The 20,148-nt window shown below is 44.2% G+C and carries 11 protein-coding genes, 1 tRNA gene and 3 rRNA genes; 12 read left to right on the forward strand and 3 right to left on the reverse strand.

The genetic code is table 11. From position 1 onward, the window contains the following. The first annotated feature begins 1 nt into the window (after position 1). Entirely contained in the window at positions 2-772 is a 771-nt protein-coding gene (gene tatC, locus AB6N04_RS19290; protein ID WP_369309833.1) for a Sec-independent protein translocase subunit TatC, read from the forward strand. A gap of 111 nt (positions 773-883) precedes the next feature. Here tatC and rfaH read toward each other — a convergent pair whose 3' ends face one another. Next, positions 884-1,378 carry a transcription/translation regulatory transformer protein RfaH gene (rfaH, locus tag AB6N04_RS19295; protein ID WP_369309834.1) on the reverse strand — a complete coding sequence of 165 codons (495 nt, stop codon included), beginning with the start codon at positions 1,376-1,378 and terminating at the stop codon, positions 884-886. Between the two features lie 164 nt (positions 1,379-1,542). Between rfaH and pepE the strand changes: the two genes are divergently transcribed. The 3 genes from pepE to fre all read left to right on the forward strand — a co-directional run bounded on the left by pepE (position 1,543) and on the right by fre (position 4,565). After that, a complete protein-coding gene (pepE, locus tag AB6N04_RS19300) occupies positions 1,543-2,268 on the forward strand; it encodes a dipeptidase PepE (protein WP_369309835.1) in 726 nt (241 codons plus the stop codon). A gap of 112 nt (positions 2,269-2,380) precedes the next feature. Next, positions 2,381-3,853 (forward strand): 4-hydroxy-3-polyprenylbenzoate decarboxylase, encoded by a 1,473-nt coding sequence (gene ubiD, locus AB6N04_RS19305; protein ID WP_369309836.1) that lies wholly within the window; start codon positions 2,381-2,383, stop codon positions 3,851-3,853. Positions 3,854-3,863: 10 nt separating this feature from the next. Beyond that, on the forward strand, positions 3,864-4,565 hold the full coding sequence (gene fre / locus AB6N04_RS19310) for an NAD(P)H-flavin reductase (RefSeq protein WP_369309837.1): 702 nt from the start codon (positions 3,864-3,866) through the stop codon (positions 4,563-4,565). A 691-nt stretch (positions 4,566-5,256) separates the two neighbouring features. Here fre and fadA read toward each other — a convergent pair. Both fadA and fadB read right to left on the reverse strand, forming a co-directional pair. Next, entirely contained in the window at positions 5,257-6,423 is a 1,167-nt protein-coding gene (gene fadA / locus AB6N04_RS19315; RefSeq protein ID WP_369309838.1) for an acetyl-CoA C-acyltransferase FadA, read from the reverse strand. A 4-nt stretch (positions 6,424-6,427) separates the two neighbouring features. Next, on the reverse strand, positions 6,428-8,620 hold the full coding sequence (gene fadB / locus AB6N04_RS19320) for a fatty acid oxidation complex subunit alpha FadB (RefSeq protein WP_369309839.1): 2,193 nt from the start codon (positions 8,618-8,620) through the stop codon (positions 6,428-6,430). A 257-nt stretch (positions 8,621-8,877) separates the two neighbouring features. Here fadB and pepQ point away from each other — a divergent pair, with 257 nt between their 5' ends. The 8 genes from pepQ (at position 8,878) to rrf (ending at position 18,998) form a co-directional block, all read left to right on the forward strand. Further along, positions 8,878-10,212 carry a Xaa-Pro dipeptidase gene (gene pepQ / locus AB6N04_RS19325; protein ID WP_369309840.1) on the forward strand — a complete coding sequence of 445 codons (1,335 nt, stop codon included), beginning with the start codon at positions 8,878-8,880 and terminating at the stop codon, positions 10,210-10,212. Continuing rightward, positions 10,212-10,826, forward strand: a complete 615-nt coding sequence (locus AB6N04_RS19330; protein ID WP_369309841.1) for an IMPACT family protein — start codon at positions 10,212-10,214, stop codon at positions 10,824-10,826. The genes pepQ and AB6N04_RS19330 overlap by 1 nt, the downstream gene beginning before the upstream one ends. 28 nt (positions 10,827-10,854) lie before the next feature. Then, entirely contained in the window at positions 10,855-12,306 is a 1,452-nt protein-coding gene (gene trkH / locus AB6N04_RS19335; RefSeq protein WP_369309842.1) for a Trk system potassium transporter TrkH, read from the forward strand. Positions 12,307-12,356: 50 nt separating this feature from the next. Continuing rightward, entirely contained in the window at positions 12,357-12,881 is a 525-nt protein-coding gene (gene hemG, locus AB6N04_RS19340) for a menaquinone-dependent protoporphyrinogen IX dehydrogenase (protein WP_369309843.1), read from the forward strand. A gap of 495 nt (positions 12,882-13,376) precedes the next feature. Then, a 16S ribosomal RNA gene (locus AB6N04_RS19345) occupies positions 13,377-14,916 on the forward strand. Positions 14,917-15,004: 88 nt separating this feature from the next. Then, positions 15,005-15,080 (forward strand) — tRNA-Glu (locus AB6N04_RS19350). Between the two features lie 465 nt (positions 15,081-15,545). Continuing rightward, positions 15,546-18,745: ribosomal RNA gene (locus AB6N04_RS19355) — 23S ribosomal RNA — on the forward strand. A 137-nt stretch (positions 18,746-18,882) separates the two neighbouring features. After that, positions 18,883-18,998 (forward strand): 5S ribosomal RNA (gene rrf / locus AB6N04_RS19360). Together the 16S, 23S and 5S rRNA genes with 1 tRNA gene alongside form the textbook arrangement of a ribosomal RNA operon. Positions 18,999-20,148: the final 1,150 nt, after the last annotated feature.

The raw sequence follows: 20,148 nt of genomic DNA on the forward strand, positions 1-20,148 counted from the left end.
CATGGCTGTAAATGATACACAACCACTTATTAGCCACCTCATTGAACTTCGCAAACGGCTACTAAACTGTTTAATTACAGTTTTGATTGTTTTTGCTGCGCTCGCTTATTTCTCAAATGATATTTATCGGCTCGTCGCAGCCCCTTTGATTGATAAGCTGCCAGTGGGTTCGCAAATGAGTGCAACTGATGTGGCATCCACGTTTTTTACCCCGATTAAATTAACAATGATGGTTTCGGTTTTTGTATCGATCCCTGTTATTCTTTATCAAATCTGGGCGTTTATCGCACCTGCACTCTACAAGCATGAGCGTAAACTAATGTTGCCTCTGCTGGTTTCCAGTAGCTTCCTGTTTTACCTTGGAATGGCATTTGCGTATTTTGTTGTCTTCCCACTTGCATTTGGCTTCTTTGTTAAAACAACCCCGGATAGTGTTAATTTCATTCCTGATATCAGTAAGTATCTGAGTTTTGTCATGACATTATTCATGGCATTTGGTGCAGCTTTCGAGGTGCCAATTGCAATTATCTTATTGTGTTGGACAGGGGTGACAACGCCTGAATCCCTAAAACGTAAACGTCCCTATATTCTCGTTGGGGCATTTATTGTCGGGATGTTCTTAACACCTCCAGATGTGTTATCTCAAACGTTACTCGCAGTACCGATGTACTTGCTCTTTGAACTTGGTGTTTTGCTTTCCAATTTCTATGTAGGTAAAGGAAGGAAACAACCTGAAGAAGACGAAGAAGACGAAGAAAAAGAAGGGTCTTAAATTTAAAGTGAGTATTAACACCCTTATTTTATAACATTAAAAAGCCCCCTAGTAATTGGCAGTTAAACTATTGGGGGCACGTTAGATATCGTTTTTATTAATGACACGCGGTTATTGCGATGACTTCTTGAAATGCGTGTTTTCAATCACTTTAGGCACATTTTTATTTAAAATATTAAGTAAAAGTATTGAACGATATTCCCCATTTGGCTCATCGAAAATAGCTTGGATCCCTGCAAAAATACCTTCAGTAATGGTGACTTTATCACCGGAGCTAGGAAGCTCTGGTGCAGTGATATGACCCACAGGCGCTTGTTGCAGTAGTTCAACCACTTTATCTGGTACTACGGTGGGGAATTGGCCAAACCGTACAAAATGACTGACTCCACGAGTGGATTGGATTGTTGTAGTGTGGATCTCGTTATGATCAAATTTCACAAATAAGTAATTAGGAAATAAAGCTTCCTGAACGACGATTCTTTTTCCTCTCACAATTTTTTCCATCTCAGTCATGGGAGTCATACAAATCACACTTTGCCTTTTTAAATGCTCAATAGCGCGCTCAATCTGACCGCGTTTGCAATAAAGCAAGTACCACTTTTCCATTTTTTGAATCCCACATGACAATAATATGTTTATGATAACAAATTACGACATAAGAATGTGACTAATGAACCTCAGCACAATATTATTCATATTCGTAAGCTAAAAGTCATTACGTAGTAGCTTGTAATCACTGTAATAGAGAAGTTAAGTCTGTAGGAGACATAATGGATATCTTTTTGTTAAGTAATGGTAAATTGCCAGGAAATCCAGTTTGGCTGAGTTATGCTTTGCCCAGAATTAAAGAAACGCTCGTTCGTAAAAATATTAAGTCCGCTGTTCTGGTTCCCTATGCCGTGCTTCGAGGTTCTCATGAAGAGCGCGCAGATCAACTTTCAGAAGCGCTTGGTATTAAGGTCACCACAATAGAACATTTTTCAAGTCCCGTTGAAGCCATAGAACAAGCTGAGTGTATTCTGGTTAGTGGTGGGAATACTTGGTGGTTAAACAAATGCTTACATGAAAATGGATTAATTGTTGCTATTCAACGGGCGGTCAAAGAACGTGGTGTGCCTTATATCGGTTGGAGCGCAGGTTGTAACGTAGCAACACCAAGTATTCGTACAACTAATGATATGCCTGTCAGTAACGCTGCAATTATGCCATCGTTGGGGCTTTTCCCATTACAAATTAACCCTCACTATATTGATGCTCACATCTCTGGGCACATGGGGGAAACACGTGATGAGAGACTGCAAGAATTTTGCATTATAAATCCACATGAAGTGGTTGTTGCACTTAGAGAAGGGAGTGGCTTACAAATTAAAGGTAATGAACTTCATTATTTCAGTGGTAAAAATGAAGGTTTTAAATTATTTCAGCACAACAAAACATTCCCAGAACAGTTTAATACATTATTATTAGAAAAATTAGTCCCTTTTGATTGCCAGTAAAATGGTAGACTAAACCAGAAAAAGATTGATTTTTAAATGATTTAGGCAGTAACTTGTAACCTTGGCCGGACGTCTTATAATGAGACTCCCTCTGTAATAGTAAAAGAAGATAATGAAATATCGTGACCTTAGAGATTTTATCGCGCAGCTGGAAAAGCAAGGTGAGTTAAAACGCATTACAATGGAAGTTGACCCTTATTTGGAGATGACTGAAATTGCAGATCGTACCCTAAGAGCAGGGGGACCGGCCCTATTATTCGAAAATCCGAAAGGTTACAACATGCCTGTTTTGTGTAACTTGTTTGGTACAACTAAGCGTGTTGCGATGGGGATGGGGCAAGAAGACATTAAAGCCCTTCATGATGTTGGTAAATTACTCGCATTTTTGAAAGAACCCGATCCTCCGAAAGGCTTTCGTGACTTGTTTGATAAGCTACCTAAATTCAAGCAAGTGCTGAATATGCCTGCTAAACGGCTAAATTCAGCGCCTTGCCAAGAACAAATTTGGGCAGGGGAAGATGTAGATCTAACTAAAATACCTGTCATGCATTGTTGGCCAGAAGATGCCGCACCATTGATTACATGGGGGCTGACTGTTACTCGAGGGCCACATAAAGAGCGCCAAAATCTCGGTATTTATCGCCAACAAGTTCTTGGTAAAAACAAAGTGATTATGCGTTGGTTATCCCATCGTGGTGGAGCCCTTGATTTCCAAGAATGGTGTCAAGCGCATCCCGGAGAAAAGTTTCCAGTCGCTGTTGCGCTAGGTGCTGATCCTGCGACGATTTTAGGGGCGGTCACTCCTGTACCAGATACCTTATCTGAATATGCCTTTGCAGGTTTATTACGCGGCAATAAAACGGAAGTGGTTAAGTGTATCTCTAATGATCTTGAAGTGCCTGCTGGGGCAGAAATTATCCTTGAAGGTTATATTGAACCCGGTGAAATGGCACCAGAAGGACCTTATGGGGATCATACAGGTTATTATAATGAAATTGATAACTTCCCCGTATTCACCGTGACTCATGTAACCCAACGACGTGATGCCATTTACCACTCAACGTACACTGGTCGCCCGCCCGATGAACCAGCGGTATTGGGGGAGGCATTAAATGAAGTTCTAGTGCCAATTTTACAAAAACAATTCCCTGAGATTGTCGATTTTTACCTTCCGCCTGAGGGATGCTCATACCGTTTAGCCGTAGTGACAATGAAAAAGCAGTATGCAGGGCATGCAAAAAGAGTCATGATGGGGGTCTGGTCATACCTGCGTCAATTCATGTACACTAAATTTGTGATTGTTTGCGATGATGATATCAATGCTCGCGATTGGAAAGATGTTATTTGGGCTATTACGACTCGTATGGATCCCGCGCGGGATACCGTTATGATGGAAAATACGCCGATAGATTATCTTGATTTTGCCTCCCCTGTTTCGGGTTTAGGTTCAAAAATGGGGCTTGATGCAACAAACAAGTGGCCCGGAGAAACAGATCGTGAGTGGGGACGGCCGATTGTCATGACTGACAGTGTTAAATCTCGCATTGATGATATCTGGGAACAACTGAACATTTTGGAAAAATAAGAGGGAAAGCATGGCAACTTTAAGCTGTAAAGTCACATCTGTCGAATCGATAACGGATACGGTTTATCGGGTTATTTTGTTGCCAGATGGTCCTTTTCATTTTAAAGCCGGTCAGTATTTGATGGTCGTGATGGATGAGCGAGATAAGCGACCATTTTCCATGGCTTCAACCCTTTGTACTAAAGGCACAATCGAACTGCATATTGGTGCTTCAGAAATTAATTTATATGCCATGGCGGTGATGGATAGAATTTTAGAGCAGCAACGTATTGATATTGATATTCCCCATGGCAAAGCTTGGTTTCGTGAAGATAGCCAAAACCCAATGATTTTGATTGCAGGCGGAACGGGGTTTTCTTATACCCATTCAATACTGCTTGCGGCTTTAGCTGAAAACCCTCAGCGTGATATCACATTTTATTGGGGGGGACGCCAGCTAGAGCATTTGTACGATCTCGGCGAACTTCAGGCTCTAAGTGAAACTTATCCCAGTTTAAAAGTTGTCCCCGTTGTTGAACAGCCTGATGAATTATGGCGAGGTAGAACAGGAACTGTTCTCAGTGCTGTATTAGAGGATTTCGGCGATCTTTCTGCACATGATATTTATATTGCTGGTCGTTTTGAAATGGCGAAAAGTGCAAGGGAGCGTTTTTGTAATGAGCGAGGTGCCAACGTTGAGCGGTTATTTGGGGATGCCTACGAGTTTATTTAATTAGCCATACCCATTATATTTCAGAATATAGCGATATCAGCTTTACTTGCAGCTTTGCCTTGTGCTGTTTGATTCTGTTTGCGTTAATGCAATTTTTTAACCAAAGGCTGTTGATTTTTACCGTGACAAAAGGCCAAAAAATAGCCCAAAAAATGGCTAAATGTATCCGTCGTGCTGACTAACGACGATTTGAATCCAATATTATTCTTAAACGCTGCCCTACCGGTTCGATTAAAGCATATTTCACTTATTTGATGCTGCGCTGAGAGGCTATTGCTTGGTTCACTCGGCGGCGGATCTCTCGCCTTGCCTAAAATGGCTTTAACTCGAATAAAAATTGACCATCAAAGGTCATCGACCTCTAGGTTAATTCGCTGATTTCGACTAAAAAGATAAAAAAACCCGCCCCTGACTTGGCGGGAACATCGACAAAATGCAATGTTTTATAAAAGAGATACTCGGGGCTGTTTATTTTTTCTGCTGATTTTCACAGCTAAAAAAGTCAAAAAACAGCCCCAAAAATGGCTGAATATATCTGTCGTGCTGGCTAACGACGATTTGAATCAACTATTGTCCCTAAACGCTGCCCTACGGGTTCGATTAAAGCACGTTTCACTTATTTGATGCTGTGCTGAGAGGCTCTTGCCGAGTTCACTCGGCAGTGAACCTCTCGCTTTGCTTAGAATAGCCCCTAGACTCGCTCAACAATGGTAGCGATACCCTGACCAAAACCAATACACATTGTAGCTAGACCAAATTGTTTGTCTTTTTGTTCCAACTGATTCAATAATGCAGTAGTGATCCTCGCTCCAGAGCAGCCTAATGGATGGCCTAGTGCGATAGCTCCCCCGCTTAAGTTTACTTTCTCATCAATCACGCTTTCTGCAATATTCAACCCTTTTAAACATGCAATGGATTGAGCCGCGAATGCTTCATTTAACTCAATGATATCAATGTCATTTAAAGACAACCCAGCACGTTTTAGCGCTAATTCAGTAGCAGGTACAGGGCCAAAGCCCATAATGGATGGGTCACAGCCGACCACGGCCATCGCTCGAACTCTCGCTCTTGGTGTTATACCATGTTGCTTTGCATAATTTTCACTACTGAGTAGCATTGCAGAGGCACCGTCTGATAAGGCAGATGAATTGCCAGCAGTTACGGTGCCACTGACAGGGTCAAAGGCAGGACGAAGCGCGGATAAACCTTGCAGACTAGCATCGAAACGGATAACTTCGTCGTAATTAACAGAAATCAGATTTCCATCAGCATCATGCCCTTCAGTCGCAACGATTTCATTGGCAAATTTACCATTTTTTGTGGCAGCGGCGGCCAGTTGATGTGATCTCAACGCAAAAGCATCTTGTTCTTCTCTGCTTATTTTGTACATTTTGGCTAACATTTCGGCGGTGAGCCCCATCGCACCAGCCGCTTTCGCCACTCGTAATGTAAGTTTAGGGTTAAAATCAATACCATGCGTCATAGGGACGTGTCCCATATGTTCCACACCACCAATTAAAACGGAATTTGCATCACCCGTCATAATTAACCGGCTCGCATCGTGTAGCGCTTGCATTGATGAACCACACAGGCGGTTAACCGTAACAGCAGGGACGGTATGAGGAATATCCGTGAGTAAGGCAGCATTCTTGGCAATATTAAAACCTTGTTCTAAGGTTTGCTGTACACAACCCCAAATGATGTCATTTAATTCTTTCTTACTTGCATTAGGGTTACGTTCAAAAATTGCGTTCATAAGGTGCGCAGAAAGGTCTTCGGCTCTCACATGGCGAAATACTCCACCTTTTGAACGACCCATTGGTGTGCGTATTCCATCAATAATGACGACGTTTTCCATAAAATTAACCCCTCGCAACTTTTTTGAGATCAATAGCCACAACAGGTGGTTGTGGATAATAGGTAGCATTGGTAGACGCTTTTGTTTTTAAGCCCTCTGGCACTTGGTAAAGGGGACTTAATGATGCAAACGCCTCTGCTGTTTTTAAGTATGATTGACTACCAATTGTGTCTAAATAGCAGAACACACCACCTCTAAATGGCGGGAAGCCTAAGCCATAAACCAGTGCAATATCTGCATCAGATGGACTTTGAATGATACCTTCCTCCAAACAACGAACGACTTCGTTTATCATGGGAGCCATCATTCGAGCTATAATTTCTTCTTTTGTAAATGAACGCTTAACTTTGCAGATAGAATTCAATAATTCATCAGTCTGTGGGTCATTAATTTTTTTAGGTTTTCCTTTTTTATCTTTTTCATATTGATAAAAACCTTTGCCATTCTTTTGACCAAAGCGTTGCTGCTCAAACATCACATCAATGGCATTTTTACCTGTTTTACTCATACGTTCAGGGAAGCCTTGAGCCATCACTTGTTCGGCATGGAAGGCGGTATCGATACCGACAACATCAAGTAAGTAGGCTGGACCCATTGGCCAACCGAATTCTTTTTCCATGACTTTATCGATTTCTCTGAAATCAGCGCCATCTTGGAGTAATAAATTGAAACCTGCAAAATAAGGGAATAAAACGCGATTGACAAAGAAACCAGGGCAATCATTCACCACAATTGGCGTTTTACCCATTTTATTCGCATAAGCAACCACTTTCGCGACAGTATCATCAGATGTTTGTGCACCACGAATAACTTCCACTAAAGGCATGCGGTGTACTGGGTTGAAAAAATGCATTCCGCAGAAATTTTCTGGGCGTTTTAGTGAGTTAGCGAGTGTAGAAATCGGGATTGTTGACGTATTGGACGCCAGTATTGTTTCTGGGGAAACCAGTGCTTCTACTTCAGATAAGACAGCGGCTTTCACTTTAGGGTTTTCAACGACGGCTTCGACAACAATTTGGCTATTTTCAATGCCATTATAGGATAATGAAGGGTGGATCGCGGCTAAGGTTGTCGCCATCTTAGTTGCGTTAATCCGCCCTCGTTCAAATTGGTTATTTAACAGTTTTTGCGCTTCTTCAACACCCAGATCTAAAGATTTGTCATTGATATCTTTCATTAAAACAGGGACGCCTTTACTTGCAGATTGGTAAGCAATACCTCCTCCCATAATGCCAGCTCCTAACACCGCAGCTTGGGTAGGCGTTTTAACGTGTTGAGCGAGTTTTTTACTGTTAGATTTAATTTGTTGATCATTGAGAAAAATGCTTACTAGTGCACGAGCAACGTCGCTATGAGCAAGGGGAACAAAAGCGGCTGTTTCATGTTTTAGTGCTTCATCACGAGTGCAATTTGCTGCTTTCTCGATGGTATTGACGGCTGCCATTGGTGCTGGATAATGTTTGCCTGCGACTTGATACACCATGCCTTTCGCAACATTGAAGCTCATTGTCTGCTCAAGTGGACTTAATTGAAGAGGTTGCAGTTTGGGTTGGCGTTTCTTTTGCCAATCAAGATCACCAGCTATAGCTGATTCAATAACCGATAATGCAGATTGCGGTAATTTTTCGGTTTCAACAACGGCATCCACTAAACCTAATTTTAATGCTTGTGGCCCACTGACATCCTTTCCTGCTGTAATAATTTCCAAAGCACTATCTAAGCCTATTAGCCTAGGCAAACGGACAGAACCACCAAACCCCGGCATAATACCAAGTTTGGTTTCAGGTAAGCCGATGCGGGCATCCGGGGACGCGATACGAAAATCTGTTGATAAAACACATTCACATCCACCACCAAGGGCATAACCATTGATGGCACAAATTGTGGGAACAGGGAGATCTTCGATACGGTTAAAGATGCTATTAGCATAGTGTAACCATTCGCTGAGCGTTTCTTTTGGCGCTTTAAACAGCGAAAGAAACTCTTTGATATCGGCTCCAACGATAAAGGCAGGTTTATCAGAGCGGAAAATAACACCTTGCAGATCTGATTGTTGCTCAAGAACAGACACGGCTTCATCCAGTGAAGCAACGGTGTGGGTATCCAACTTATTGATTGGTCCTGGTGAGTTAAAAACCAGTTCTGCAATACCTTTTTTCAACCATTGAATATAGATTGTTTCACTTTGATAAAGCATTCTGTTCTCCTTTATTTGATAAAGTTATCTGGTACGACCAGATGAATTGAGTGTGACTAGAATGTTAATTAATTGCAAATGGTTAATGACAAAATTGGAATCTTGGTCACAGCAATTAAGTGAAATAATGTCACTTTAAAATGATATTTTTATTGTTTATCAATGAACTATTTAAGGTTTGCAACAGAGTGCATATCCGTTAAGGATATAACGTGGTAAGCTTGAATTTTCTAATTAACGCTGAAAGGTTGAAGGAAATGGAAAAACTGACTGCACTCTACGCTGATCATATTAAAACGTTACAAAACAGAACTCAGCAAGTCTTACAGCGCAGCAAATTAGATGCCATATTGATTCATTCGGGTGAACCACTTCGCATCTTTCTTGATGATAGCGACTACCCATTTAAGGTTAACCCACACTTTAAGGCTTGGGTTCCTGTAACCGATGTCCCCCACTCTTGGTTATTAGTCGATGGTGTTAATAAACCTAAGTTATGGTTTTATTCACCCGTTGATTATTGGCACAGTGTTGAGCCGCTTCCAAATGGCTTTTGGACGAAAGATATCGAACTTATTCACTTAAAAAATGCTGATGATATCAAAGGGTTCCTTGCTAATGTCTCAAAAGAGAATGTTGCCTACATTGGTGCAGCGACAGACAGAGCGGAATCTTTAGGTATCTCCTTAGATAATATCAATCCAAAACCTGTGTTAGATTATTATCATTTTCACCGCGCCTATAAAACCGATTATGAACTGTATTGTATGCGTGAAGCACAAAAGATGGCGGTGAACGGTCACCTTGCTGCGTTGGAAGCATTCCGCGCAGGAATGAGTGAATTTGACATTAACGTCAGCTACTTACAATCAACGGGTCATCGCGATACTAATGTGCCGTATGGTAATATTGTTGCGTTGAATGAAAATGCAGCGGTGCTCCATTACACCAAATTGCAGCAATCTGTTCCTGCTGAATTACGGAGTTTCTTGATTGACGCCGGTGCCGAATATAACGGTTACGCCGCAGATATCACGAGAACTTATGCAGCAAAAGGAAGAGATGAATTCGCTGAACTTGTTGCGGACGTTAATAGTGAACAACTTTCTCTTATCGACACAATTAAAGCGGGGGTTCGCTATACAGACTACCACGTTGACATGCATCACCGTATAGCAAAAATTCTTGCAAAACATGATATTATTAATGGTATTAGCGAAGAATCAATGGTTGAGAATGGTTTAACTACGCCATTTTTACCGCATGGTTTAGGGCATCCATTAGGTCTACAAGTCCATGATGCGGCTGGTTTTATGCAAGACGATAGCGGGACACATCTTGCGGCACCAAAAATGTATCCTTTCTTGCGTTGTACCCGTGTGATAGAACCTAAAATGGTATTAACCATCGAGCCAGGCCTTTACTTCATTGAGTCTCTGCTTTCATCGTGGAGAGCAGGGGAATTTAGTCAACATTTCAACTGGGATAAAATTGAGTTCTTTAAACCATACGGTGGTATTCGTATTGAAGACAATATTGTGATCCATGGGAACCGTATTGAAAACATGACTCGAGACTTACATTTACGTTAATGAAACCTTATTTAATACCGGCAGAAACGATTTCTTTCACCGAAGAAATTAAAAAAAGCCGGTTTATTACTTATTTAGCTCATACCGAGGGTATTGAAGCAGCGAAAGATTATATTCAATCGATTAAAGCACAATATCCCGATGCCCGGCACCATTGCTGGGCATTTGTTGCTGGACGCCCTGATGATTCTCAACAATTGGGTTTTTCTGATGACGGGGAACCAACAGGAACTGCAGGCAAACCTATCATGGCACAACTGTTAGGAAGTCAGTTAGGGGAAGTTACCTGCGTCGTTGTGCGCTATTTTGGTGGAATAAAACTGGGGACGGGAGGGTTGGTTAAAGCCTACGGCAATGGCGCACAGCAAGCGCTAAAAATATTACCAACACAAACCAAAGTGCCACAGAAAGTGTTTAATTTAGTGTGTGATTATTCGCTGATTAATGCCATAGAGCAGCTACTTGTTCAGGTCAATGGCGTGATTTTGCGCAGTGATTATAATGAAGCTGTCGCTCTGCAAATTGCAATTCCTGCTACCCTTGAGCAGGAGGTCAATGATAAATTACGCGATGTAAGCCGTGGTGCCTTAACACTCACGTCAGAGTCGGAATAGTCAACTGCTTTAGCAAGGAACCTGCCGAATGCATTTTCGTGCAATAACCCGTATTGTCGGGCTGCTTGTCATCATTTTTTCTTTTACCATGGTTATCCCAGGTATTGTCGCATTAATTTATCGCGATGGTGCGGGGCGTGCCTTCAGCCAGACATTTGTGGCGGCCTTATTAATTGGTCTGTTTTTATGGCTACCTACACGCAACAGCAAACACGAATTAAAAGCAAAAGAAGGCTTTCTTATTGTTGTCTTATTTTGGACAGTACTCGGCAGCGTGGGGGCATTACCGTTTATTTTTTCTGAAAGACCAAACCTTTCCATTACGGATGCATTTTTTGAATCCTTTTCTGGCTTAACGACGACAGGTGCAACAACACTCACGGGGCTTGATTCCTTACCCAAAGCGATTTTATTTTATCGGCAAATGCTACAGTGGCTTGGAGGAATGGGGATCATCGTGCTAGCAGTTGCTATCCTTCCGCTACTCGGTGTTGGGGGAATGCAGCTCTATCGCGCCGAAATGCCTGGACCGTTGAAAGACAATAAAATGCGACCTCGAATTGCAGAAACGGCAAAAACCTTGTGGTTTATCTATGTGTTATTAACCATAGCTTGTGCGATAGCATTATGGATAGCGGGAATGGATGTGTTTGATGCGATTTCTCACAGCTTTTCAACAATCGCTATTGGGGGATTTTCTACCCACGATGCGAGTGTCGGCTACTTTAATAGCCCTGCAATTAATACTATTATTGGTGTTTTTCTCATTATATCCGGGTGTAATTTTGGTTTGCACTTTGCGGTTTTAACTGGGCGAAGTCTCGGTATTTATTGGCGCGATCCTGAATTTAGGATGTTTATCAGCTTCCAATTTGTTCTCGTGGTGGTTTGCACAGCGGTATTGATGTATCACTCCGTATACGGAGGTTTTGGTCAAACCCTTGATCAAGCTTTTTTCCAAGTGGTATCTATGGCTACAACTGCCGGGTTCACCACAGATAGCTTCTCTGGTTGGCCATTATTTTTACCGATGCTTTTATTGTGTGCGGCATTTGTTGGTGGGTGTGCGGGCTCAACAGGGGGAGGTTTAAAAGTTATTCGTATCTTATTACTGTTCCTGCAAGGCTCTCGTGAATTAAAGCGACTGGTACACCCAAATGCAGTTTACACCATCAAACTGGGGCAAAGAGCACTTCCAGAACGCATCATTGAGGCTGTTTGGGGGTTCTTTTCTGCGTATGCATTAGTTTTTGTTGTCAGCCTATTATTGTTAATAGCAACAGGGGTTGATGAGTTTTCCGCATTTTCTGCAATTGCTACTACGTTGAATAACTTAGGACCGGGATTAGGGACTGTGGCGGACAACTTCACAAGTATGAATCCAGCAGGTAAATGGATTTTAGTCGTTACCATGTTATTTGGTCGTTTAGAGGTCTTTACCTTATTAGTGTTACTAACCCCAACGTTTTGGCGTGAGTGATCTCGTACAATCTTGCTCTATATAGAAATGATTAAAATTTAGGAAAAATAATGAGTTATTTACTACTGCATTCCAGTACGGATGGGCAAACTAAAAAAATTGTTTTAAAAATTGCAGAACAATTACGCAACTTAGGTCGAGAGTGTGATATTCGTGACTTAAATTCAGAGCAAAGTTTTAATTTAACTGCTTATGATAAAGTACTGGTGGGAGCCTCTATACGTTATGGGCATTTTAATAAAAAACTACAGCGCTTCGTGGTGTCTCACCAAAACCAATTGAATTCAATGAAGAGTGCTTTTTTTGCGGTGAACCTTACGGCAAGAAAAGAAGGCAAAAATACCGTAGAGACAAATGCCTACACACGTAAATTTTTAGACTCTTGTCCTTGGAAACCAACATTGAAGTCTGTTTTTGCTGGTGCGTTGTTTTACCCTCGCTATAAATGGTTCGATAGAGTGATGATCCGCCTTATTATGAAAATAACCGATGGACCAACAGACCCTAATACTGAGATTGAATACACTGACTGGGAGAAAGTTTCCTACTTCACGCTTGAATTCGATAATTTATAGGGTGTTTTTCCGACAAAACATATTTTTTTTGTACGATTTGTTTGATAATCCAGCTATTAATAAAAAAAACAAAAAAAACACTTGCGAGATTTTTTCGTCTCCCTATAATGCGCATCCGTTGTCACGACAAACCGCTTCGGCGAACAAGGTAAAACCTTAGTGATAACAGAGGTGAGAAAGAAAAAGTTAAAAATAAACACTTGACTTTCTGAAAGAAAAACGTATTATACGTCACCTCGCGGCAACGACCTTGAAGTCGAAAATCGAAAGATTCAGTCGCAACGCTCTTTAACAATTTATCAGACAATCTGTGTGGGCACTCACAGGACACTATCAAAAAAATATTTGATTTTAAGTCTTGAAGAGTGACTAACACGTTAATTCATATATATGAACTTAATAGGTAGTAACGTTATTTTGGAAGGGTGGCTGACAAAGCTAACCGAACAAAAGAACGTTACGAGACAGTAACATTCTTTGAGCATCAAACACTTTTAATTGAAGAGTTTGATCATGGCTCAGATTGAACGCTGGCGGCAGGCCTAACACATGCAAGTCGAGCGGTAACAGGGGAAGCTTGCTTCCCGCTGACGAGCGGCGGACGGGTGAGTAATGTATGGGGATCTGCCCGATAGAGGGGGATAACCACTGGAAACGGTGGCTAATACCGCATAATCTCTAAGGAGCAAAGCAGGGGAACTTCGGTCCTTGCGCTATCGGATGAACCCATATGGGATTAGCTAGTAGGTGAGGTAATGGCTCACCTAGGCGACGATCCCTAGCTGGTCTGAGAGGATGATCAGCCACACTGGGACTGAGACACGGCCCAGACTCCTACGGGAGGCAGCAGTGGGGAATATTGCACAATGGGCGCAAGCCTGATGCAGCCATGCCGCGTGTATGAAGAAGGCCCTAGGGTTGTAAAGTACTTTCAGTCGGGAGGAAGGCGTTGATGCTAATATCATCAACGATTGACGTTACCGACAGAAGAAGCACCGGCTAACTCCGTGCCAGCAGCCGCGGTAATACGGAGGGTGCAAGCGTTAATCGGAATTACTGGGCGTAAAGCGCACGCAGGCGGTTGATTAAGTTAGATGTGAAATCCCCGGGCTTAACCTGGGAATGGCATCTAAGACTGGTCAGCTAGAGTCTTGTAGAGGGGGGTAGAATTCCATGTGTAGCGGTGAAATGCGTAGAGATGTGGAGGAATACCGGTGGCGAAGGCGGCCCCCTGGACAAAGACTGACGCTCAGGTGCGAAAGCGTGGGGAGCAAACAGGATTAGATACCCTGGTAGTCCACGCTGTAAACGATGTCGATTTGGAGGTTGTTCCCTAGAGGAGTGGCTTCCGGAGCTAACGCGTTAAATCGACCGCCTGGGGAGTACGGCCGCAAGGTTAAAACTCAAATGAATTGACGGGGGCCCGCACAAGCGGTGGAGCATGTGGTTTAATTCGATGCAACGCGAAGAACCTTACCTACTCTTGACATCCAGAGAATTTAGCAGAGATGCTTTAGTGCCTTCGGGAACTCTGAGACAGGTGCTGCATGGCTGTCGTCAGCTCGTGTTGTGAAATGTTGGGTTAAGTCCCGCAACGAGCGCAACCCTTATCCTTTGTTGCCAGCGATACGGTCGGGAACTCAAAGGAGACTGCCGGTGATAAACCGGAGGAAGGTGGGGATGACGTCAAGTCATCATGGCCCTTACGAGTAGGGCTACACACGTGCTACAATGGCGTATACAAAGAGAAGCGACCTCGCGAGAGCAAGCGGAACTCATAAAGTACGTCGTAGTCCGGATTGGAGTCTGCAACTCGACTCCATGAAGTCGGAATCGCTAGTAATCGTAGATCAGAATGCTACGGTGAATACGTTCCCGGGCCTTGTACACACCGCCCGTCACACCATGGGAGTGGGTTGCAAAAGAAGTAGGTAGCTTAACCTTCGGGAGGGCGCTTACCACTTTGTGATTCATGACTGGGGTGAAGTCGTAACAAGGTAACCGTAGGGGAACCTGCGGTTGGATCACCTCCTTACCATTGAAGTGTACTTGTGAAGTGCTCACACAGATTGTCTGATGAAATAGAGAGTAAAGCCAATCTAAGATTGACTGAAGAACTTGTTGTCCCCTTCGTCTAGAGGCCTAGGACACCGCCCTTTCACGGCGGTAACAGGGGTTCGAATCCCCTAGGGGACGCCACTTCAGGATATCGAAAGGCTGCGCGTCAACATTTCTGTGTTGTGCGGTGCTCGCGATGCTCACGTACCTTAAGTACGCTCCGCTCGCTGCGCGCCTCCGCCGAGAAATGTTATAGCTCGCACTTTCTCGCGATAGCTTTTACTCAATAATGATTAAGCCTATTACAGCGTAGTAGGTTTAACAATTATGCTCTTTAACAATCTGGAACAAGCTGAAAATTGAAAACAACGCACATCGTTTATCGCTTAAACGATGTGAGAGTCTCTCAAAAATCTCAACTCAAGATGTTCTTTGTCATGATGGCAAAACGTAATGAGCGAGCAGTCAGCGATTCAAGGCGGCCAGCGCACAGCCAGCGCAGCGTACATGAGTACGTGAGCATTGCGAGCACTGCCCAACATAGAATCGATGCACGCGCAGCCATTACCCGTCAGAATGACACGAAAAGACACCTTCGGGTTGTGAGGTTAAGCGACTAAGCGTACACGGTGGATGCCTAGGCAATCAGAGGCGATGAAGGACGTGCTAATCTGCGAAAAGCGTCGGTAAGGTGATATGAACCGTTATAACCGACGATATCCGAATGGGGAAACCCAGTGCAATTCGTTGCACTATCGTTTGATGAATCCATAGTCAAACGAGGCGAACCGAGGGAACTGAAACATCTCAGTACCTCGAGGAAAAGAAATCAACCGAGATTCCCCTAGTAGCGGCGAGCGAACGGGGAGCAGCCCAGAGTCTTAATCAGCATCAGCATCAGGAGAACGGTCTGGAAAGTCCGGCAGTAAAGGGTGATAGCCCCGTATCCGAAGGTGTTGGTGTTGTGAACTCGACGAGTAGGGCGGGACACGTGTTATCCTGTCTGAATATGGGGGGACCATCCTCCAAGGCTAAATACTCCTGATTGACCGATAGTGAACCAGTACCGTGAGGGAAAGGCGAAAAGAACCCCGGCGAGGGGAGTGAAATAGAACCTGAAACCGTGTACGTACAAGCAGTGGGAGCCCCATCACTCAAGTGCCTCGGCAATTGAGTGATGGCTTAAAACACCACCACAAGAGCAGCGCAGCATTGGCTAACAAGGTTGGTCGATTTTTTCAAGCCGCAGCGCAGTGGACATAGAAGTCCATGAGCAGCGGAAGTTAAAAAATCGGGCAAGATTGGAGGGCAAGGCAAGCGGGACATTTGAGGATGGGGTGACTGCGTACCTTTTGTATAATGGGTCAGCGACTTATATTCTGTAGCAAGGTTAACCGAATAGGGGAGCCGTAGGGAAACCGAGTCTTAACTGGGCGAATGAGTTGCAGGGTATAGACCCGAAACCCGGTGATCTAGCCATGGGCAGGTTGAAGGTTGGGTAACACTAACTGGAGGACCGAACCGACTAATGTTGAAAAATTAGCGGATGACTTGTGGCTGGGGGTGAAAGGCCAATCAAACCGGGAGATAGCTGGTTCTCCCCGAAAGCTATTTAGGTAGCGCCTCGTGAACTCATCTTCGGGGGTAGAGCACTGTTTCGACTAGGGGGTCATCCCGACTTACCAACTCGATGCAAACTACGAATACCGAAGAATGTTATCACGGGAGACACACGGCGGGTGCTAACGTTCGTCGTGAAGAGGGAAACAACCCAGACCGCCAGCTAAGGTCCCAAAGTCATAGTTAAGTGGGAAACGAAGTGGGAAGGCTCAGACAGCCAGGATGTTGGCTTAGAAGCAGCCATCATTTAAAGAAAGCGTAATAGCTCACTGGTCGAGTCGGCCTGCGCGGAAGATGTAACGGGGCTAAACTATGCACCGAAGCTGCGGCAGCGAACGTATCACTTAAACTGATTAAGTGGTACTGCAATGTATCAAAACGATTGACGGAACGCAGTGACGTCAATGCGTTCATCAAAGTCGAGGCGGTAACGCACGGCAAGTCAGTTTAAGGATACGTTCGTTGGGTAGGGGAGCGTTCTGTAAGCCTGTGAAGGTGTACTGTGAGGTATGCTGGAGGTATCAGAAGTGCGAATGCTGACATAAGTAACGATAATGCGGGTGAAAAACCCGCACGCCGGAAGACCAAGGGTTCCTGTCCAACGTTAATCGGGGCAGGGTGAGTCGACCCCTAAGGCGAGGCAGAAATGCGTAGTCGATGGGAAACGGGTTAATATTCCCGTACTGGTGATAATTGCGATGGGGGGACGGAGAAGGCTAGGCTGGCCGGGCGACGGTTGTCCCGGTTTAAGGATGTAGGTGGGTGAATTAGGCAAATCCGGTTCACTATACACTGAGATCTGATGACGAGTCACTACGGTGGCGAAGTAGCTCATGCCCCGCTTCCAGGAAAAGCCTCTAAGCTCTAGATTATCATTAATCGTACCCCAAACCGACACAGGTGGTCAGGTAGAGAATACTCAGGCGCTTGAGAGAACTCGGGTGAAGGAACTAGGCAAAATGGTGCCGTAACTTCGGGAGAAGGCACGCTGGCATTAGGTGAAGTGGTTTACCCATGGAGCTGAAGCCAGTCGCAGATACCAGCTGGCTGCAACTGTTTATTAAAAACACAGCACTGTGCAAACACGAAAGTGGACGTATACGGTGTGACGCCTGCCCGGTGCTGGAAGGTTAATTGATGGGGTTATCCGTAAGGAGAAGCTCTTGATCGAAGCCCCAGTAAACGGCGGCCGTAACTATAACGGTCCTAAGGTAGCGAAATTCCTTGTCGGGTAAGTTCCGACCTGCACGAATGGCGTAATGATGGCCAGGCTGTCTCCACCCGAGACTCAGTGAAATTGAACTCGCTGTGAAGATGCAGTGTACCCGCGGCAAGACGGAAAGACCCCGTGAACCTTTACTATAGCTTGACACTGAACATTGAGCCTTGATGTGTAGGATAGGTGGGAGGCTTAGAAGCGTGGACGCCAGTCTGCGTGGAGCCAACCTTGAAATACCACCCTTTAATGTTTGATGTTCTAACGTTGCCCCATAATCTGGGGTGCGGACAGTGTCTGGTGGGTAGTTTGACTGGGGCGGTCTCCTCCCAAAGAGTAACGGAGGAGCACGAAGGTTGGCTAAGCATGGTCGGACATCATGCGGTTAGTGCAAAGGCATAAGCCAGCTTGACTGCGAGAGTGACGGCTCGAGCAGGTACGAAAGTAGGTCTTAGTGATCCGGTGGTTCTGAATGGAAGGGCCATCGCTCAACGGATAAAAGGTACTCCGGGGATAACAGGCTGATACCGCCCAAGAGTTCATATCGACGGCGGTGTTTGGCACCTCGATGTCGGCTCATCACATCCTGGGGCTGAAGTAGGTCCCAAGGGTACGGCTGTTCGCCGTTTAAAGTGGTACGCGAGCTGGGTTTAGAACGTCGTGAGACAGTTCGGTCCCTATCTGCCGTGGGCGTTGGAAGATTGAAAGGGGCTGCTCCTAGTACGAGAGGACCGGAGTGGACGCACCACTGGTGTTCGGGTTGTCATGCCAATGGCACTGCCCGGTAGCTAAGTGCGGAAAAGATAACCGCTGAAAGCATCTAAGCGGGAAACTTGCCTTGAGATGAGTCTTCCCTGACCCTTAAAGGGTCCTAAAGGAACGTTTAAGACTAAGACGTTGATAGGTTGGGTGTGTAAGCGTAGCGATACGTTGAGCTAACCAATACTAATGAACCGTGAGGCTTAACCTGACAACACCGAAGGTGTTTTAGAGAGAGTATGTTGATTTTCAAGAGGGTGAGAAGCCGAAAGGTGAAGGACACACAGCTTGTTCAGATTGCACTTCTGGTTTAGTGAAAGATAGCTAAACGGGAAGAAACAGAATTTGTCTGGCGGCAATAGCGCGGTGGTCCCACCTGACCCCATGCCGAACTCAGCAGTGAAACGCCGTAGCGCCGATGGTAGTGTGGGGTCTCCCCATGTGAGAGTAGGGAACTGCCAGACATTAAATTAGTGAGAAAGCCACCCAATGGGTGGCTTTTTTGCGTTTGGCGAATGGTAAGCTAATAAAATCATCGCATCAAGCACAGCCAGTACTGGGTAAATCACGATAAAATGGGTTCAGCCGCAAGGTTGCAATTTTTAACTCAGCAATGATAATCGTATTATATATCCCCTTAGCAATTACCTTTTGTGTGAGCACAATTTTAGCTATCTCGATATACAAATGGAGCATTGAGTGTGAGCCGTTTTTTAGCTATCTCGATGTGCAAATAGGGCATTGAGTGTGAGCTCGGATTAAACGTTAGATATAGCCATCTTGCCTGCGCTAGCTACGCGCTGACCGAGCTTATGGATAATAAATAGCACAAGAATAGTCAGGCAATGATTTGTCACCTGAGCAATTACCTTTCGTGTAAGCACAATTTTAGCTATCTCGATGTACAAATAGGGCATTGAAGACAGGCTCGGATTAATCGATATGTATAGCTATTTAATCTATGTTAGCCACGTGCTGACTAACCTTATGAATAAAGGATAACAACAGAATGGTTAGGCAAATATTTGTCCCCTTAGCAATTACCTTTTGTGTGAGCACGTTTTTAGCTATTTCGATGTACAAATAGGGCATTGAAGACAGGCTCAGATTAATCGGTATTGATCGCCATCTTGCCTGCGCTAGCTACGCGCTGACCGCTCTTATGGATAAGAAATAGCATAAGAATAGTCAGGCAAGTATTGGTCCCCTTAGCAATTACCTTTTGTGTGAGCCGTTTTTTAGCTATCTCGATGTGCAAATAAGGCATTGAGAGCGAGCTCGGATTAAACGATAGATATAGCCATCTTGTCTGCGCTAGCCACGCGCTGACTAACCTTATGAATAAGGGATACAAAAGAATGCTAAGGCAAGTATGAGTCCCCTTAGCAATTACCTTTTGTATGAGCACATTTTTTAGCTATCTCGATGTGTGAATAGGGTATTAAAGATAGGCTCAGATTAATCGATATGTATAGCTATTTAATCTATGTTAGCTACGCGCTGACCGAGCTTATGGATAAGAAATAACACAAGAATGGTTAGGCAAGTATGAGTCCCCTCAGCAATTACCTTTTGTGTAAGCACGTTTTTAGCTATTTCGATGTGCAAATAGAG

The organism is Providencia rettgeri (genome assembly GCF_041075285.1).
GTDB lineage: Bacteria > Pseudomonadota > Gammaproteobacteria > Enterobacterales > Enterobacteriaceae > Providencia > Providencia rettgeri_G.

Excerpts from the sequence above, each read along its gene's own strand:
- tatC (WP_369309833.1), top strand. The coding sequence starts at position 2 with ATGGCTGTAAATGATACACAACCACTTATTAGCCACCTCATTGAACTT.
- rfaH (WP_369309834.1), bottom strand. The coding sequence starts at position 1,378 with ATGGAAAAGTGGTACTTGCTTTATTGCAAACGCGGTCAGATTGAGCGC.
- pepE (WP_369309835.1), top strand. The coding sequence starts at position 1,543 with ATGGATATCTTTTTGTTAAGTAATGGTAAATTGCCAGGAAATCCAGTT.
- ubiD (WP_369309836.1), top strand. The coding sequence starts at position 2,381 with ATGAAATATCGTGACCTTAGAGATTTTATCGCGCAGCTGGAAAAGCAA.
- fre (WP_369309837.1), top strand. The coding sequence starts at position 3,864 with ATGGCAACTTTAAGCTGTAAAGTCACATCTGTCGAATCGATAACGGAT.
- fadA (WP_369309838.1), bottom strand. The coding sequence starts at position 6,423 with ATGGAAAACGTCGTCATTATTGATGGAATACGCACACCAATGGGTCGT.
- fadB (WP_369309839.1), bottom strand. The coding sequence starts at position 8,620 with ATGCTTTATCAAAGTGAAACAATCTATATTCAATGGTTGAAAAAAGGT.
- pepQ (WP_369309840.1), top strand. The coding sequence starts at position 8,878 with ATGGAAAAACTGACTGCACTCTACGCTGATCATATTAAAACGTTACAA.
- AB6N04_RS19330 (WP_369309841.1), top strand. The coding sequence starts at position 10,212 with ATGAAACCTTATTTAATACCGGCAGAAACGATTTCTTTCACCGAAGAA.
- trkH (WP_369309842.1), top strand. The coding sequence starts at position 10,855 with ATGCATTTTCGTGCAATAACCCGTATTGTCGGGCTGCTTGTCATCATT.
- hemG (WP_369309843.1), top strand. The coding sequence starts at position 12,357 with ATGAGTTATTTACTACTGCATTCCAGTACGGATGGGCAAACTAAAAAA.